The sequence below is a fragment of the Atopobium sp. oral taxon 416 genome, assembly GCF_018128285.1.
Taxonomy (GTDB): domain Bacteria; phylum Actinomycetota; class Coriobacteriia; order Coriobacteriales; family Atopobiaceae; genus Olsenella_L.
In genome coordinates, this window is sequence record NZ_CP072380.1 from 903,562 (window position 1) to 920,604 (window position 17,043).

15 protein-coding genes and 1 pseudogene are annotated in these 17,043 nt (G+C 55.2%); 11 read left to right on the top strand and 5 right to left on the bottom strand.

What is annotated here, in order from left to right; translation table 11 throughout:
- Nucleotides 1-8 precede the first annotated feature (8 nt).
- From rhaD to J4859_RS05025, 4 genes are all read left to right on the top strand, one after another.
- Nucleotides 9-824, top strand: coding sequence for a rhamnulose-1-phosphate aldolase (gene rhaD / locus J4859_RS05010; protein WP_212333575.1), 816 nt, complete (start codon nt 9-11; stop codon nt 822-824).
- 155 nt (nt 825-979) lie between these two features.
- Nucleotides 980-2,374 carry a PTS galactitol transporter subunit IIC gene (locus J4859_RS05015; protein ID WP_212333579.1) on the top strand — a complete coding sequence of 465 codons (1,395 nt, stop codon included), beginning with the start codon at nt 980-982 and terminating at the stop codon, nt 2,372-2,374.
- 256 nt (nt 2,375-2,630) lie between these two features.
- Complete coding sequence (locus J4859_RS05020) at nt 2,631-2,882, top strand: PTS sugar transporter subunit IIA (protein ID WP_212333582.1); 252 nt, start codon at nt 2,631-2,633, stop codon at nt 2,880-2,882.
- 271 nt (nt 2,883-3,153) lie between these two features.
- The gene (locus J4859_RS05025) at nt 3,154-3,408 is read left to right on the top strand and encodes a dihydroxyacetone kinase subunit DhaK (RefSeq protein ID WP_212333585.1); all 255 of its coding nucleotides are present in this window, start codon (nt 3,154-3,156) and stop codon (nt 3,406-3,408) included.
- A gap of 31 nt (nt 3,409-3,439) precedes the next feature.
- Here J4859_RS05025 and J4859_RS05030 read toward each other — a convergent pair whose 3' ends face one another.
- The 5 genes and pseudogenes from J4859_RS05030 to amrA all read right to left on the bottom strand — a co-directional run bounded on the left by J4859_RS05030 (nt 3,440) and on the right by amrA (nt 7,738).
- Complete coding sequence (locus J4859_RS05030; RefSeq protein WP_212333588.1) at nt 3,440-3,823, bottom strand: hypothetical protein; 384 nt, start codon at nt 3,821-3,823, stop codon at nt 3,440-3,442.
- A 129-nt stretch (nt 3,824-3,952) separates the two neighbouring features.
- The gene (locus J4859_RS16775; protein ID WP_256436825.1) at nt 3,953-4,075 is read right to left on the bottom strand and encodes a transposase; all 123 of its coding nucleotides are present in this window, start codon (nt 4,073-4,075) and stop codon (nt 3,953-3,955) included.
- Between the two features lie 84 nt (nt 4,076-4,159).
- Nucleotides 4,160-4,345: pseudogene (locus tag J4859_RS17520) on the bottom strand (transposase); the annotation flags it as partial.
- A gap of 1,141 nt (nt 4,346-5,486) precedes the next feature.
- Complete coding sequence (gene amrS / locus J4859_RS05040; protein ID WP_212333591.1) at nt 5,487-6,344, bottom strand: AmmeMemoRadiSam system radical SAM enzyme; 858 nt, start codon at nt 6,342-6,344, stop codon at nt 5,487-5,489.
- On the bottom strand, nt 6,341-7,738 hold the full coding sequence (gene amrA / locus J4859_RS05045; RefSeq protein ID WP_212333594.1) for an AmmeMemoRadiSam system protein A: 1,398 nt from the start codon (nt 7,736-7,738) through the stop codon (nt 6,341-6,343). Before amrA ends, amrS begins: the two co-directional genes overlap by 4 nt.
- A gap of 399 nt (nt 7,739-8,137) precedes the next feature.
- Here amrA and J4859_RS05050 point away from each other — a divergent pair, with 399 nt between their 5' ends.
- The 7 genes from J4859_RS05050 to J4859_RS05080 all read left to right on the top strand — a co-directional run bounded on the left by J4859_RS05050 (nt 8,138) and on the right by J4859_RS05080 (nt 16,036).
- Nucleotides 8,138-9,523, top strand: coding sequence for a YgeY family selenium metabolism-linked hydrolase (locus J4859_RS05050; RefSeq protein ID WP_212333610.1), 1,386 nt, complete (start codon nt 8,138-8,140; stop codon nt 9,521-9,523).
- A gap of 55 nt (nt 9,524-9,578) precedes the next feature.
- Nucleotides 9,579-10,781, top strand: coding sequence for a knotted carbamoyltransferase YgeW (gene ygeW, locus J4859_RS05055; RefSeq protein WP_212333613.1), 1,203 nt, complete (start codon nt 9,579-9,581; stop codon nt 10,779-10,781).
- Nucleotides 10,782-10,910: 129 nt separating this feature from the next.
- Nucleotides 10,911-11,852: a carbamate kinase gene (gene arcC, locus J4859_RS05060; RefSeq protein ID WP_212333631.1), complete on the top strand. Its 942-nt coding sequence runs from the start codon at nt 10,911-10,913 to the stop codon at nt 11,850-11,852.
- Between the two features lie 41 nt (nt 11,853-11,893).
- Nucleotides 11,894-12,841, top strand: a complete 948-nt coding sequence (locus J4859_RS05065; protein WP_212333634.1) for an NTP transferase domain-containing protein — start codon at nt 11,894-11,896, stop codon at nt 12,839-12,841.
- Nucleotides 12,842-12,853: 12 nt separating this feature from the next.
- Complete coding sequence (gene hydA / locus J4859_RS05070) at nt 12,854-14,218, top strand: dihydropyrimidinase (protein WP_212333637.1); 1,365 nt, start codon at nt 12,854-12,856, stop codon at nt 14,216-14,218.
- Between the two features lie 46 nt (nt 14,219-14,264).
- Nucleotides 14,265-14,648: a Rid family detoxifying hydrolase gene (locus J4859_RS05075; RefSeq protein ID WP_212333640.1), complete on the top strand. Its 384-nt coding sequence runs from the start codon at nt 14,265-14,267 to the stop codon at nt 14,646-14,648.
- A gap of 98 nt (nt 14,649-14,746) precedes the next feature.
- Nucleotides 14,747-16,036 carry an amidohydrolase family protein gene (locus J4859_RS05080; RefSeq protein ID WP_249113760.1) on the top strand — a complete coding sequence of 430 codons (1,290 nt, stop codon included), beginning with the start codon at nt 14,747-14,749 and terminating at the stop codon, nt 16,034-16,036.
- Nucleotides 16,037-17,043 lie beyond the last annotated feature (1,007 nt).

Sequence of the window (17,043 nt, forward strand, 5' to 3'; positions counted from 1 at the left end):
GGTTGAGCATGGGAGATTGGAAAGGCCTCCAGGCAGTGAAGGATGTCTCAAAGCTCAGCTACCAAATGTGGCAAAAGGGCTGGGATGAGGCCAATGGAGGCAACATCAGCTATTTGCTCACTGATGATGAAGCTAGGAGTCTGAAGTACGTTCCTGGAACGGGTCGGAAGCTGACTCTTGTTGAGGGTATACCTGATGCAATACGTGGGAAGTACATCCTTGTAACGGCTACGGGTTCCTACTTCCGTGAAATAAAGGACGATGTCGAGCACCTTCTGGGCGTGATTTATCTTCCCGAACAGGGCAATGATTATGAGATTGTTGCTGGACTCGTGGACAACCGTCCAACGTCAGAGCTGGGCTCGCACATTACTACGCATGCCGTACGCCTGGCTGTAGATCCGGACCAGCGCGTCGTTATGCATAATCATGCAACCCATGTGTTAGCCATGACGCATACTGGCCCGACCAATGAGCGCGACTTCACGGTTGCCCTCTGGAGGATGATTACCGAGGGCGTAGTTGTTTTCCCTGATGGTGTTGGCTTGATCCCCTGGTGCGTAGCCGGTACACCGCAGATTGCTAAGGAGACGAATGAGCGCATGAAAACTCGTCGCTGCGTTGTCTGGCAGTATCACGGTGTGTTCACCGCCGGTGATTCTATGCATGATGCATTTGGCCTTCTTGAGACAGTGGATAAGTGCGCTGAGGTTTGGCTGCTGTCTCAGAGCGCAGGTGGAAAGAACCCTGGCATCTCAGATCAGGGGCTTATTGATACTGCAAAGTGGTATGGCACCACCTTGCACGAGGGATACATTTCGTAGGGTCTGTAAAAAGGCCTTGCAAAATGGTCGAGCACTCCTGAGAGCTTTAGTGGGAACAGGCCCGGCAGTCAACCCAAAAAAGCTTTGAATAATTCAAATTTCTCAGAAGTGCTCCCTTCCAGTCTAATACGAAGACTTAGATAGAAAGGCACGCAATGGACGTTCTCTACAACGTAGTCCAATATATTTTGGGCTTTGGAGCAGCTGTTTTTGTCCCGCTGATTATGCTAATTATCGGCATGATTTGCAAGATGAAGTTTAGCGATGCATTTCTGGCGGCACTGACGCTGGGCATTGGCTTCACAGGCATGAATGTTTTGATTAACTTCATGACCGGTGCCATTACCCCTGCAGCACAGGGACTCGCAACGGCAACGGGCATCAGCTTGCCGGCCGTCGATGTGGGATGGCCCGCACTTTCCGCTATCGCATGGGCGTGGCCGTATGGAACGCTTTGCTTCCCGCTGTTGATCGTCATCAACATCATTATGCTGAAGGCAAAGCTCACGAACGTGCTCAACGTTGACCTTTGGAACTGCTGGACCAAACTCTGCACCTGCGTTATCACGTACTATCTCTGCGTTTCTGTTGGCTTCCCCGACGGCACCGCTGTCATCCTGGGCTTCGTTGCTGCTTCGATTCAGATCGTCCTCGAACTCAAGATTGGCGATGCGATTCAGCCGACCATCCAGAAGGTCACTGGTATTCCTGGCGTCACTGTTCCGCATGCTCTGATGCTGTCCTGCGCCATGATTCTGCCCTTTGAGAAGCTCCTGGAGAAGGTTCCTGCCATCGAGAACAACCACGTTGACGCAAAGTGGCTACGCGACAAGATTGGCATCTTTGGCGAGAACTGCGTCATGGGCTTCATCATCGGCACGGTGCTGGGTGCCGTCGCTTATCGCGACCCCCAGAAGGCACTGACGTTGGGCATCCAGGCCGGTACTGCAATGCAGCTGTTCCCGACCGTTTCAAAGCTGTTCATGCAAGCTCTGGCTCCTATTTCTGATGCTGTTGGCTCCTTCATGAAGCAGCGTTTCCAGGGCCGTGAGCTTATCATCGGCCTTGACTGGCCTATCGTTGCCGGTTCGGACGAGCTCTGGGTCTCTATGATTCTTCTGATTCCGTTTGAGTTGATTTGGGCGTTTATCCTTGCTCCTGTGGGCAATGTGGTCCTGCCCTTCGCTGGTATCGTCAACATCTGCCTTGGCCCCTGCCTGCTTATGCTTTCTGGTGGCAACCTCATCAAGATGCTCATCGAGGGCATCATCGTGACCCCCGTGTATCTGCTAGCCTCCAGCTCTTTCGCGCCGTATCTGACGGAGCTTGCCCGCACCTATTCTCCGGATTCTCTCGCTGGCGTTGGGAACAACGCCATGATTACCTGGTCCACGCTTGAGACTCCCGACTTCAGGTGGTCCATCGCTAACGCGCTGTCTGGTCATCCGTCCGGAATCGTTGCCCTCATCGTTTGGCTTGCGCTGTTCGTCTGGATGCTCAAGGAGTTCAAGAAGCGCAACGCAGAGCTGAAGGCAGAGCAGCAGGCATAGGCTTCTAATTCCAAAGGCCTGGATGCAGCTACTGATGCAATAGTTCGCCGCTCCTCGAGGAAAGTAATCGAGGGGTGGCGCTTCTATTCCTTGTAACGATAATTCGCTGCAATTATCGATACCTTACGACGACAATTGGAGACTATATTGCTTGGGAAAGAAACAATAAAGCGCGACCTCACTAGGATTGACGTGTCCGCTTCGAACTGCAACGAGCTCTTTGAGAAGATGAACCAAGTCTTTCTCAGGGGTGGACGTGAACAAGAAGTATCTGCGTACTATCGAAGAGCGCGAGAGCAAGTATCCTACGGCACTTCCTGTAGAGCCTGATCCCATAGCCATTCCTCGCACCGAGGCAGATGCCATCATCATGCCTTTCTTTGCACCTGTGCGGCTGGCAACTGTCATTCCCTGGGGTGACATGTCTGACCCAGCCAATACATTACAGATAAAGCTGGTATTCATATTGGGTTTCAATGAGCCTGGTGTTCACGTTGAGCTTCTGTAGATTCTGGTGCATAACTTCAGCAGATCGGACTGGTTCAACACTCTACATTCGGCAAAGACTGAGGATGCGTTCTATCAGGCTGTCATGGATATGGACTGGAACCACGATTAGCCGATGGCTTTACGCTGATACAAATGCTTCCACTTGAGAGACCTGCCTTAGCTGGAAGGTGGTTATTCGATGCTTTACAATGATCCTAAGTCGTTTCGGGAAGATATGCTGAGCGGCTATGTTGCCCAAGTCCCAGGCGGTTGTCGTTCGTGCCTCTGAAATGCCAGAGAATAAAGTCGTTGTAATCAACAGAGGAGGCTCTGGGCATTACCCTGCGTTTTATGGCTACATTGGCGATGGGCTTATGGATGCCACTGTAGTTGGCAATGTGCTCACGTCTCCGTCGTCGGAAGATGCTCTCAGCGTTGCAAGTTCCGTAAATCAGGGAACAGGGATACTCATCATCGGAGGAAATTACGCCAGCGACAAGAAGAACTTCGATATTGCTAGGGAAACGATGATTAATGCCCCATAACGTGTCAGAGGGGACCGACCACACGGCCTTTCTAGGCCGGTATGCGGGAAAGGCAGGGAAGGATGCTCATCCAGCACGTGCAGGAGCCGCCATCCTTACATCTGTCCTGCCCCATGCACCGCAAGAAGGCTCCAAGACGGATCAAGCGACGCTGAGAGCCGGGAAGTGCAGCCTGCCGGCAAAAGATGCACATGGGTAAGGTTTGCAAGGGCGAGGCAGACTCGAGCATACAGGAGGTCTTCTCTATCCTTCTGTAGCGCTTCCTTAAGGGGTCGAAGCGCCGCTTCACGATAAGGAAGGGATGCTCTACCTTTAAGCGGCCGGATGCCTTCCTGGACTCGATGCCTTTTTCGGAGAAGAGTGCACAGTTAAGGCCCTCTCTAGTCGAAGGTTTCCTTGCGACACTCCAGCGCATAGATGAGAGGTGTGGGTCTTTATGCGTCCTTAAGGGCGCTTCGCTATACCTATATAGCCTAAAGTCTGCGCAGCAGAACCTGTCATCTTCCCTTACGAGTGCATGTGCCTGGGATATGTCAGATACATTCTAAGCGGTCGTCTCCACGGCATGCACAAGGCCGCTACCGGCGTCTACGCCGATATGCGCCTTGTATCCGATACGCCAGTTCTTCCCTTTCTTGGACTGGTGCGCTTTAAGGGTCGCGCGCATGGTCCTTGTTCTTCGTGGAGCTTTAGGGCCCAGGTGAAGGTCGCATCCACCATGGAGCCGCCCCGTGCCGTGATCCCTGCCTTCTTAAGTTCTGAATTCAGGTCGTGAAGCATAGCTTTGCCGAACTCCTCTCGCTTTAAGGCTATGGCGCATCTTCGCAAGTGTCGTAGCATCTGGCACCTGCTCAGACATGAGGTCCAAGTGCATGAAGCGCTGCCAGGAGTGGCAATCCAGGATAGCATCTTTAAGTTCCCTCGTCTTAAGAGAGCAAACATGACCTAAAGCAGGCTACATCCTAAAGCTTTGTCTCCGCACCGCGCACATGCCTGCCACGCGCCTGTCAGTGGTAGCTGGTATCTACCAGTGCAATCCAGCTATCCCACACAACGATTGCATCCATCCGCTCCAGGAATGCCTCCCGCCGGGTCTTCTTCCTTAGACCTTAGGATTTAAGGTCCTAAAAGCTCATCTGGCTGTCCATATCTGTCTTTTGGATATGTAGGAATACGTGGATGTAGCTATACCATATCCAGAAGACAGATAGGCATCTATGTGGGTATGGGCACTGCGTGGTTCGAGACATTTTAAGCCGATGTCATACAGCGTGTGGCCCCAGCTACCTCATCGAGGCGAATTAATCATCGTTTCCCTAGAGGCACTCGTAGTGGAGCTTGTGCAGGACAATGCACCTTCCCTGCTAAAGATATAGGGCTGCGGCCCGCTGCCCTCGGTATCACTGTGCTGCGCGCAGCGGCACCAATCGAGCGGCAAGCCTGTCAGATACCGACTCAACCGACAGGCTTTCCGGGCGCTGTATACCATCGCGCTCAGCTGCATGCGCTACGACAAACGGATGCTGACCTACATCTTCAAAAGGACAGCCGAAGGCACATCGAAGCGCGAGATCACAAGATGTTTGAAGAGATACATAGCTAGACAGGTCTTCCGTGCTCTTTTGAATCCAGGTACCAAAAAGCACGAGTGCGAAAAGAGCCTTAAAGTCGAAGCGGCTGTCGGCACACCTCACCCACAGGGATGCCGCTTTAAGGCTTTAACACCGAGCCCGTCAGGATCAGCGAGATCGAGCGCGAAGCGAGGAAGCACTGCGAGCTTTAGGACAGATACTCGATGCTCCTATCCGAAATATGCAAGAGCCGTGAGATGACTCTTGATACACCATAGGGGCGTCCTTAGGGGGCACTACCGCATGTCTCATATGCAGGACGTGTCCGCAGCGGCATTTGCCGAATATCCCTCATTTATCGGTTCAGGAAAGCCTTGTGGGCGCCTGTTCCGCGATAGCATTGCCACTTGATAAGGGTTTGGGGTCATATGAAAAACGCCGAAGAGCCGAAAAAGAGCCAGGGATCAGATCTCTGGCTCTGTTAGAATCAGCGTGAGCTGATCAACCTCAGATATTGCCGAGCTCGACGTGGTCAAGATATTTGCGTGCGACCTCTGCCAGTGAGTAGAGCGTCTGCTTGGGTGTAGGAGGACGATCTTGCATCCTCCACTGCGGGAAGAAGCGGGTGATGTGCAGGGTGATAGGGTCTCCCTTGACGGGGAGCGCTGCGATCCACTGCGCAATGTCTTCCATATCCGCTGTTGTGTCGTTCATGCCCGGAATAATGAGTGTGGTGAGTTCCAGATGGCAGGTAGGTGTGGCGGCCAGAATCTTGATCGTCTGCTCTACGGTTTGGATATCGCCAGCGCACTGTTTGTAGAAGTCCTGGTTGGAGCCCTTAAAATCGATGTTGGCGGCATCGATCACAGGAGCGATTTCCCATATGACTGCTTCTGTCGCATAGCCGTTTGAGACAAGGATATTGTCGAGGTTGTGCTGATGTGCGAGCTTACTGCAGTCGCGCACATATTCCCAGCCGATCAGGGGTTCGTTGTAGGTGTAGGCGATACCGATGGTGTTGGTATAGACCTTCTGCTCGTTGAGCGTGATCTGTACCAGTTGCTCAGGGGAAACGGTCTTCCAGGGGACCTGATGCTCGTTGGCTTGGGAGATCTCCCAGTTCTGGCAGAAGGGGCAGCGCAGGTTGCATCCGTAGCTGCCCACGCTCACGACATAGCTCCCCGGCTTGTAGTTCGCTAGGGGCTTCTTCTCGATGGGGTCTAAGGCCAGTGAGGTGAGGCGACCGTAGTTCTGGTCGATAACCTTGTCACCTCTACGGATACGTGCCCGGCAGAAGCCGACCTGTCCCTCAGCGAGCTTGCAGGCATGGGGACAGACCGGACAGGTGATCTTCGTGTCACTCAATGGTGCCTCACCACTTCAAAACGCTCGAGGTATATATCGGGATCGTGCGGATTGATGTTGCCCTTTCTGGCAGCGATTGAGATCTGCTGTTCGGCGGTGTCAACGCCATCGAGGTCAGGCAGCAACAGTCCGCGTCTGCCGTCAGGGGTAGAGACAATGACGCCGTATTTCTTTGGATCGAGCTCCTGGGCACTTTCGATGCGCTCCGGGGTCTGCAAGACATCGACGCTGTAGACGAGCTCAGGCAGCTCTTCGGGTCTCACGCTCGGGAAGCGGGGATCGCGGGTGCCGGCAGAGACGGCATTGGAGCAGATTTCTTCGGCGAGGTTGTCCCGGGTCGGCGCGATGGTGCCGATGCAGCCCCTGAGCTCTCCATCCTCCTTAAGGGAGACAAAGCAGCCTGCCCTTGTCTGAGTGAGTTCAGAGGGAAGGTCTGCGGGAAGCCGGACACCTCGGTGCGTAGTTACGTATGTCTCCAGTGCCTTACGAGCCAGAGCAACGAGTGGGTCCTCCCTCGCTTTGAAGCCTTCGAGCTTCTGTTCGTGAAACCGCTCGTAGGTCTTGAGGAACTGGCGGGATTCATCCGGCCCCTTCCCAGTGGGGATGAAAGAGGCGACGCCGTAGCCCACGCCGAACGGCCCCTCATGGGACATCAGTGTGGCTTTGACCGGGATGCCGTCCAAGGCGCCTGCCATGATTTGGAAGCTCCGGAGGCCACACTCTGCGGCGCGATCTGCGAAGCTCCGATCCATCGTCAGCAGGTCGAGGAAGTTACCGGTAGAGAAGATCTCTTCGATCTTCTTGTCGAACTCAGGCCCTTCCGGGGCATAGCCATAGGGTCCGGAGCTCTTCAGCTTGTGGGAGAGGTCGCCGGAGGCCACATAGACGGTGCGTCGTCCTAGTTGATTGGATACCGCTTGTACCGCCATGCCCAGCTTGTAGTGCTCGGCCGGGGAAAGACCGGAGAGTCCGATGCGGACCGCCTTGAAATCGGTATAGTACTTCTGAATGAAGTACAGCGGGATCATCGTCGCATGGTCGAGCGCCGGTTCCCGCTCATAGGCTGTACCCGCAGAGAGCTGATGCTTGTGTGCGTAGGCGTTGAGGGCTGTGGTGAACTCTTCGTCGTAGTTGACCCAGAAGGAGGCTTCAGGCGCCCCAAACTGGGAGAAGGACCCGTGGGCATCCTTGCCGGGGGAGATGTGGTTGTAGTCGCGATACATCGTCGTGTGCGGAGAGGAGATCACGATCGTCTCAGGTTTCAGCTCCGCAATCTGCTTGCCTACCTTGTTGTAGGCTTTAACGGTTTCGGAAATCCCCTTCTCCTCACCACGACCGACCGCCGGGATGATCAGGGGTGGATGGGGGACTGCAAATGCTGCAATGATACTCATATATGATGCACCTTCTTTTTCCAGATTGCTCACACACGGGATCACTTACAGTCTATATACCCATGTCTTCTTCCTGGGGCAAAACTGGGTGAACGTGCAGTAGGAGGTATCGTGTGGGATAGATGCCAAACAAATTTTTAGGTATAGATGACAAGCTGTATGGATCAAAGCATCTGCAGAGGTGAATACGTGGACAAGCTATGCAGAGATAGGCAGCAACAAGTCACCGTTTATCTGCATATTTATACCGCTGACGACAAATCTAACAATCCTTTAGAATTCCTCTTGATTCCTCAGGGATAGCTGCTTTAATAAAGATTGACCAAACAAAAAGTTAGGTTAACGTACAAATTGTCTAGTGTGTTTTAGCATAAAAGATTTCATGCAAGGAGGAACTAAATGAAGAAGCTCAATTACGACAGGATCAAGAAGGTCGCAAACGACTATAACGCTGATATGACTGCTTTTCTGCGTAAGATGATCTCATACCCTAGCGAGTCTTGCCACGAGGGTGAGGTTGTTGCTTGCATCAAAGCTGAGATGGGAAAGCTTGGCTTTGATGAGGTCAAGGTCGATGGCCTAGGCAACGTAATGGGCTTCATGGGCAACGGGGACAAGATCATAGCAATCGATGGCCATATCGACACCGTCGGCATCGGCAACCGCGACAACTGGAAGTTCGACCCGTACAGGGGCTTCGAGGATGACCAGCTGATCGGCGGCCGCGGTAGCTCCGACCAGGAGGGCGGTATCGCCTCCGCAGTCTATGCTGCAAAGATGATGAAGGATATGGACCTCATCCCTCAGGGCTACAAGATCATGGTCGTCGGCTCCGTCCAGGAAGAGGACTGCGACGGCATGTGCTGGCAGTACATCTACAATAAGGACAACATCAAGCCAGAGTTCGTTATCTCCACTGAGCCAACCGACGGTGGCATCTACCGTGGTCACCGTGGCCGTATGGAGATCCGCGTCGACGTTAAAGGCACCTCTTGCCATGGCTCCGCTCCTGAGCGCGGCGACAACGCAATCTACAAGATGGCTGATATTATCAACGATGTCCGTGCTCTCAACAACGACGGCGCTTCCGAGTCCACCCAGATCCGTGGCCTCGTGAAGATGCTCGACTCGAAGTACAACCCGAATCACTACAAGGACGCACGCTTCCTGGGCCGTGGAACCTGCACCGTCTCCCAGATCTTCTACACCAGTCCAAGCCGCTGCGCGGTTGCTGACTCCTGCGCCATCTCTATCGACCGCCGCATGACCGCAGGCGAGACCTATCAGAGCTGCCTCAAGGAGATTGAGGACCTTCCGGCCGTCAAGAGATACGGTGACGACGTGAAGGTCTCCATGTATATGTACAACCGTCCGAGCTGGAAGGGCGCTGTCTACGAGACCGAGGCCTACTTCCCGACCTGGATCAACAAAGAGAGCGCTCCGCACGTCAAGGCGCTCGTCGACGCCCACAAGGCACTCTTCGGCGACAAGCGTATCGGCTGCCCGAAGTCCATGGACAAGCGTGAAGGCAGACCTCTCTGCGACAAGTGGACCTTCTCCACGAACTGTGTCTCCATCCAGGGCCGCTACGGTATCCCCTGCGTCGGCTTCGGCCCGGGCGCGGAGTCTCAGGCACATGCGCCTAACGAGGTCACCTACAAGCAGGACCTTTCCTCCTGCGCAGCCCTCTACGTGGCAGCGGTCAACCTGTACGACCCAAGCAAGGCTAATGTGGACGACGCCACTGAGTACCGTGGAACCCTCACCGGCAACGATATCAAATAGTCAAATCATTCCCTGAAACCAACAATCGGTGTTCATATATAAGGAGAGGAACTACATGGACGCACAGTTAAAGAAGCTTCTCGATCAGCTTCAGACGCTTGATTACTCAAAGATGTACAACGACGACTTCCTGCACACGTGGGACAAAACCACCGACGAGCTCAAGGCGCTCTATCTCGTGGCTGACGCGCTGCGTAACCTCCGTGAGCGTAACATCTCCACGCGCATCTTCCAGTCAGGCCTCGCGGTCTCCAACTTCCGCGACAACTCCACCCGTACCCGATTCTCCTTCGCTTCCGGCTCCAACCTGTTGGGCCTCCAGCTTCAGGACCTCGACGAGGCTAAGTCCCAGATCGCCCACGGCGAGACCGTCCGTGAGACCGCTACCATGATCTCCTTCATGGCTGACGTTATCGGCATCCGCGATGACAAGTTCATCGGCGAGGGCGACGAGTACATGCAGAAGGTCGCCGACTCCGTCGACCAGTCCTGGAGAGGCGGTATCCTGGATCACCGTCCTACGCTTGTGAGCCTGCAGTCTGACTCTGATCATCCGACGCAGTCTTCCGCCGACATTTTGCACCTCATTCATGAGTTCGGCGGCATTGAGAACCTGAAGGGCAAGAAGGTCGCGGTCACCTGGGCCTACTCTCCTTCCTACGGAAAACCCCTTTCCTGCCCACAGTCCCTCATCACCTTGCTTCCGCGCTTCGGCATGGATGTCACCCTCGCCTATCCTGAGGGCTATGATCTGATGCCGGACCTGGTCCAGAAGGGTAAGGACTACTCCGCCGAGACCGCCTCCACCTTCAAGATCTCCCACGATATGGGCGAGGCTTTCGAGGGCGCCGACGTCGTAATCCCAAAGTCTTGGGCAGCCTATGCCGGCATGGAGCAGCGCACTGAGCTCTACTCTGAGGGTGACACCAAGGGCATCGACGAGCTCGAGAAGAAGCTTCTGGCTGAGAATGCCGCCCACAAGGATTGGTGCTGCACCACTGATCTTATGAAGAAGACCGCCCACGGTAGCGACACGATCTATATGCATCCGCTGCCGGCAGACATCAACGTTGTCTCCTGCGAACACGGTGAGGTCGAGAACGATGTCTTCGATAGCCATCGAGTCGGTCTGTACCAGGAGGCTTCCAACAAGCCATATGCTGTCGCCGCGATGATCTTCCTGCAGAAGGTCAAGGATCCAGTTGCCACCCTTGCAGCACTCGAAGAGGCTGACACCCGCCGCTGGTATCAGCTCTAATCAGCGCGATGTGAGCGTCAACACCTAACCAGTCTGATCCGCGCGGGGCTCGTCACTCAACGGGGTGGGTCCCGCGCTTTGTTTTTGTTTGTTCCCCATGTTGTGTATTGAGCGTGATGAGAGGTAACTATGGGAAAGAAAATTGTGATTGCCCTCGGGGGCAACGCTTTGGGCAAGAACCTGCCGGAGCAGATGGTGGCGGTCAAGCACACCGCTAAGGCGATCGTCGACCTGATCGAAGAGGGCAACGAGGTCGTCGTGGCCCATGGCAACGGCCCGCAGGTGGGCATGATCCAGGAGGCCATGACTCAGCTCACCCGTTCCAACCCTGAGAAATACATCCCCTGCCCACTGTCGGTGTGCGTCGCAATGAGCCAGGGCTATATCGGCTACGACCTGCAGAACGCGCTGCGCGAGGAGATGCTCGACCGCGGCATCGATCGCGGCGCTGCAACCGTGCTGACCCAGGTTGAGGTCGACGAGAACGATCCGGCCTTTGAGCATCCCACGAAGCCGATCGGAGCATTCATGACAGAAGAGGAGGCTCAACAGCTCGTCCACGACCGTGGCTACAACGTCGTCGAGGACGCCGGCCGTGGTTGGCGCCGTGTGGTCGCAAGCCCGAAACCTCAGAATATCGTCGAGATCGATACGATCCGTTCCCTCGTGCAGACGAACCATGTGGTTATCGCCTGCGGTGGCGGCGGCATCCCGGTCTACACCACCCAGGGCCATCACCTCAAGGGCGCCGCCGCCGTGATCGATAAGGACTTCGCGGCAGCCCGTTTGGCCGAACAGCTCGACGCGGATGCCCTGATCATCCTGACCGCCGTTGAAAAGGTTGCGCTACACTTTGGGAAGCCGAACCAGCAGTGGCTCGATGAGCTCACCCCTGAGACGGCTGCGAAATACATCAGAGACGGAGAGTTCGCTCCCGGCTCCATGCTGCCGAAGGTCCAGGCCGCGCTGCAGTTTGCGCAGTCCGGGGAAGGCAGAACCTCCCTCATCACATTGCTCGACAAGGCGTCCGAGGGTATTCAGAGCAAGACCGGAACGGTGGTGCACGCTTAAGGCTCCACTGCACCGACGACGCAGTAAGGAGACTTTACGCTATGACTCCATCCTCACACGTTTGGTTGGCGGACGATCTCAATCAGCGCTTCTTTGGCCCCGGCCCCTATGAGCTGCTGATGCGCGTCAAACGGACGCACAGCCTGAATGCTGCTTCCAAGGAGATGGGGATGGCCTACACCAAAGCTTGCCACCTGATCGACCATGCGGAGGAAGGGCTTGGTATCAAACTGCTCAACCGCCGGGCCGGCGGCGTCAGCGGCGGCGGATCCGTTCTTACCCCGGAGGGTGAGGATATCCTCGAGCGTTACGATGCTTGGAGCCAGACGATCCAGCGGGATATGGAAGCGAGCTTCTATACCTGCTTTGCGGGCATCAGGAATGTGAAGCCCTTGGGCTGTGTGGTCATGGCATCAGGGGTGGCGCATCGGTTCGGTCGGCAGAAGCTCCTGGAGCCCTTCCAGGGCGTTCCGGTCCTCAAACGTGTTGTGCAAGCGGCGCAGGCCAGTGTGTTTGACGTGGTCGTCGCCTCTCGGTGGGATGAGGTGAGGGCGCTCGCTCAGCAGAGTGGGGTTGCCGTAACCACCCCGCAAGGCAATGAGATCTCTAGCACGGTCCGTGCCGGCATCGAGGCCTTGGGGAAGCGTGCGGGGTACCTTTTCTTGGCGGGGGATCAGCCCCTCATCACCACCGAGAGCCTCAATGCCCTTGCATCTGCGCTTGAGCGCCATCCCAAGAACGTCGTTCGGCTCTCCTGGGAGGGTAGTGTTGCGGCACCGGTCCTGTTCCCGGGCTACCTGGCGCAGGACTTGAGCAACCTCAAAGGGGATGTGGGTGGCTCCGCGCTGTTGAAGGCAAGGCCGGACTTGCGGCGGTCGACCGTACTCGTGGAGGCCGCCTCTGCGTTGGAAGTGAAAGATATTGATACCCCTCAGGCGCTGAGTGAGCTTGAGCAGGCGTTTGATTCTGAAACAGAGGAAAACAAGTAAAGGGGTAGCGCTATGCAGGTTATTCGAGGTGGCGTGCTCGTCACGCCCAAGGGTTTGCGGTGCGGGGACGTAGTCCTCGACGGGGACCAGATCGTACAGGTCGGTGGCACCTATGCGCAGGCCGCAGACGATCAGGTATTTGATGCCACCGGATGCTACGTGTATCCGGGCTTTATCGATGCCCACACACATATGCAGTGCTGGACGGGCATGGACTGGACGGCGGATTCCTTTGAGACTGGAACGCGTGCGGCCGCCTGTGGTGGCACCACGACGATCGTGGACTACTGCACGCAGGACAAGGGTATGACGCTGCATCAGGCACTGGACGAGTGGCACAAGCGCGCCGACGGTACCTGTATCGCTAACTATGCGTTCCACATGGCGATCGCGGACTGGAACGAGACCACCCGTGAGGAGCTGCCCGACATCTACGAGAAGGGCATCACCTCCTTCAAGTCCTACTTCGCCTATGACCACCTGAAGCTCGACGACGCACAGACGATGGAGCTGCTTGAAGAGATCGGAAAGTTTGAAGGAATCCTCTGCGTCCACTGCGAAAACGGTGCCCTCGTCGATGCGCTGCAGAAGCGCGTCCTCGATGCTGGGATTGTCGGCCCTGAAGGCCATCCGCTGTCCCGCCCCAGCATCGTTGAGGCGGAGGCCATCTCGCGCCTGATGTACCTCTCTGAGCTCACCGGTACCCGCGTGAACGTTGTACACTGCTCCACCAAGGAAGGCTTGGAGCAGGTCCGCATGGCGCGTAAGCGCGGTGTGAGGGTCAACCTGGAGACCTGTCCGCAGTACTTGCTGCTCGACGATACCCGCTACTTCGAGCAGGGGGACGACGGGTTTGCCGGCGCCAAGTACGTGATGAGCCCACCGTTGAGAAAGCCGATGGATATCGCGGCGCTGCGTGAAGCGGTCGAGGACGGTGAGATCGATCAGATCTCAACCGACCACTGCTCCTTCAATCTACATGGACAGAAGGACCGCAGCCGCGGCGACTTCACCAAGATCCCGAACGGTGGTCCGGGCGTTGAGCACCGCCCGGCGCTGATCATGACGAGCTTCGCGGAGAAGCTGGGACCCATGGACTTCCTCAAGCTCTTGAGCGAGGGCCAGGCGAAGGTCTTCAGCATGTATCCGAAGAAGGGTGCGTTGGCCGTGGGATCCGATGCAGATATCTGCGTGTGGAACCCGAACGTTGAGTGGACCATCAGCACAAAGAACCAGCATCAAAACGTTGACTACACTCCCTATGAGGACTTTGAGGTCAACGGCAAACCTAGATATGTCTTCATTAACGGCGAGCTTGCAGTCAGGGATGGGGAGCCTCTGGACAACAAACCCGGCCGGTATGTAGCTCGTTCATGATGGGTAAGTAATAATTTTGACTAGCGAGGACAAAGGAGCGTTATTCATGAGCAAGAAAGCAATCGTTACCGACAAAGCACCTGCAGCACTGGGCCCCTATTCCGCCGCCGTTGAAGCTGGCAACACCATCCATGTCTCCGGCCAGCTCGGCATCGACCCAGTTACCAACAAGCTCGCAGGTGACGATGTGGACAGCCAGACCCGTCAGAGTCTGACGAACATCGAGAACATCCTCGAGGCTGCCGGCTCTTCCATGGCAGACGTTGTTGAGTCCGAGGTCCTCCTCACCGATATCAACGACTTTGACGCAATGAACAAGGTCTATGGTGAGTTTTTCGAGGCTCCCTATCCTTCCCGCTGCGCTTTCCAGGTTGTTGCACTTCCGGGCAATAGCAAAGTCGAGATCAAGGTTATCGCTGTTAAGGGGTAGTTCTCCTACCGAAAAGGGTTATTGTTATGAGAGCTTACCAGCGCGTCTGGTAGGTTCTTTTCATGTGTCGAGCTTTATACGGAAAGGCACGTGCCATCGTGAGTTGTCCTGATTTCGTCCTTAAAGGTGACATCGTTTGGGCCAGATATCCCGATGAACTGAAGTGTTTTCCGGACGGGTATCTGATCGTGAAAGGCGGTGTCACACAGGGCGTGTTCAATGACATACCGTGGGAGTACCGTGATTATCCGCTGATCGACTACACCGGCATGCTCGTTGTTCCCGGTTTGAACGATATCCACCTGCATGCACCCCAGTACAACTTCCGTGGTATCGGTATGGACCTCGAGCTCCTCGATTGGCTCAACATCCATGCTTTCCCGGAGGAAACTAAGTTCGCAGACCTCGACTATGCGAAGCGCTCCTACAAGAACTTTGTACGCAACCTCAGACGCTCCTACACGACCCGCGCCACGATCTTTGCGACGATGCATATGGACGCCACTCTCGAGCTGATGGATTTGCTTGAAACCTCAGGGCTCAAGACGATGGTAGGCAAAGTCAGTATGGACCGCAACAGCCCCGACTATCTGAGGGAGCAGGATGCTCAAACCAGCCTCAAGGAGACTGTACGCTGGCTCAACGCAGTCAATGAGCGAAACTATCTCAATACCCAGCCGATCCTGACGCCACGGTTTACCCCATCGTGCACTGATGAGCTGATGAAAGGATTGGGAAACCTGAGGCACGACTGGCAGCTTCCCCTCCAGTCACATCTGTCAGAGAACCTCTCTGAGATCGATTGGGTCAAAGAGCTCTGCCCTTGGTCGAGCTGCTACGGTGAGACCTACGAACACTTTGGTGAGTTAGCTGGGGAGGAGCCGGTGATCATGGCGCACTGCAACTGGTCCTCCGACGAGGAGATTGAGATCCTAAAGCGCAATGACGTCACGATCGCCCACTGTCCTCAGTCCAATGCACAGCTCGCCTCCGGCATCGCGCCGATCCGCCGCTACCTGAACGAAGACATGCAAGTGGGCCTCGGAACCGATATTGCCGGTGGCGCGTCCTTGAATATGTTCCGTGCCTGTGCGGATGCGGTTATGGTATCAAAGCTGCGCTGGCGTATGGTGGATCAAGATCTTTCGCCGCTCACAACCACTGAAGCCTTCTACCTGGCTACCCAAGGTGGCGGGCAGGTCTATGGGAAGGTCGGCTCCTTTGATTGGGGATACGACGCCGACATCCTTGTGCTGGACGATTCGGCACTTGCGACACCGCTTGAGCTCACCTTGTCGCAGCGTTTTGAACGTTATATGTATCTGGCAGATGAGGGCGGCCATCTCGTTGATAAATTCGTTGCCGGACAGAGGATCGATCTCTCGTAGCATATTGGTCATCGAACGCGATCTGCAGGCTCCGCGAGCGAGAACGGAGCCTGCATGCTTTTGAGAGAGAAGATAGATAGCACCGTACTTTGCAGAGGCGGTCGGGTTTAACGTTCTAAGAAGATAGAATATCAAGTGTGATTTCTCATCAGGGGGCCTGGATATTTTTCCGGATCTAGGGAAACGATGATTAATTCGCCTCGATGAGGTAGCTGGAGCCACACGCTGTATGACATCGGCTCAAAATGTCTCGAACCACGCAGCTCCCATATCCACATAGATGCCTATCTGTCTTCTGGATATGGTATAGCTACATCCACGTATTCCTGCATATCCAAAAGACAGATATGGGTAGCCTGATGAGCTTTCAAGACCTTAAATCCTAAGGTAAAAGGAGAAAGATCAGGCAAGAGGCACACCTGGAGCGGATGGATACAATCGTTGTGTGGGATAGCTGGATTGCACTGGTAGATACCAGCTACCACGGACAGGCTCCTGTCAGGCATGTGCGCGCTGCAAAGGCGAAGCTTAGGATGTATCCTGCTTTAGGTTATGTTTGCTCTCTTAAGACGAGAGAACCTAAGGATGCTATCCTGGATTGTCGGTCCTATCAGCGCTTCTGTGCACGCAGACCTCATGCAAGCGCAGGTACCAGATGCGACGACACTTGCGAAATTCCGCCATAGCCTTAAAGCGAGAGGAGTTCGGTAAAGCTTGTGCTTCACGCCTGAACTTAGAAGCTCGAAAAGGCAGGGATCACGGCGCGGGGTGGCTCCATGGTGGATGTGACCTTCACCTGGGCCCTAAAGCTCCACGAAGAACAAGGACCATGCGCGTAACCCTTAAAGCGCACCAGTCCAAGAAAGGGAAGACCTGGCGTATCTGATACAAGGCGCATATCGGCGTGGATGCCGCAGGTGGCCTTGTGCATGGTGTGGAGACGATCGCCTAGAATGTATCCGACATATCCTGTGGCACACGCACTCGTAAGGGAGTATGACAGGTTC

Excerpts from the sequence above, each read along its gene's own strand:
- J4859_RS05025 (WP_212333585.1), top strand. The coding sequence starts at position 3,154 with ATGCCAGAGAATAAAGTCGTTGTAATCAACAGAGGAGGCTCTGGGCAT.
- J4859_RS05015 (WP_212333579.1), top strand. The coding sequence starts at position 980 with ATGGACGTTCTCTACAACGTAGTCCAATATATTTTGGGCTTTGGAGCA.
- J4859_RS05050 (WP_212333610.1), top strand. The coding sequence starts at position 8,138 with ATGAAGAAGCTCAATTACGACAGGATCAAGAAGGTCGCAAACGACTAT.
- rhaD (WP_212333575.1), top strand. The coding sequence starts at position 9 with ATGGGAGATTGGAAAGGCCTCCAGGCAGTGAAGGATGTCTCAAAGCTC.
- J4859_RS05065 (WP_212333634.1), top strand. The coding sequence starts at position 11,894 with ATGACTCCATCCTCACACGTTTGGTTGGCGGACGATCTCAATCAGCGC.
- J4859_RS05030 (WP_212333588.1), bottom strand. The coding sequence starts at position 3,823 with ATGCGCTGGAGTGTCGCAAGGAAACCTTCGACTAGAGAGGGCCTTAAC.
- J4859_RS16775 (WP_256436825.1), bottom strand. The coding sequence starts at position 4,075 with ATGCGCGCGACCCTTAAAGCGCACCAGTCCAAGAAAGGGAAGAACTGG.
- hydA (WP_212333637.1), top strand. The coding sequence starts at position 12,854 with ATGCAGGTTATTCGAGGTGGCGTGCTCGTCACGCCCAAGGGTTTGCGG.
- arcC (WP_212333631.1), top strand. The coding sequence starts at position 10,911 with ATGGGAAAGAAAATTGTGATTGCCCTCGGGGGCAACGCTTTGGGCAAG.
- amrA (WP_212333594.1), bottom strand. The coding sequence starts at position 7,738 with ATGAGTATCATTGCAGCATTTGCAGTCCCCCATCCACCCCTGATCATC.
- J4859_RS05075 (WP_212333640.1), top strand. The coding sequence starts at position 14,265 with ATGAGCAAGAAAGCAATCGTTACCGACAAAGCACCTGCAGCACTGGGC.
- ygeW (WP_212333613.1), top strand. The coding sequence starts at position 9,579 with ATGGACGCACAGTTAAAGAAGCTTCTCGATCAGCTTCAGACGCTTGAT.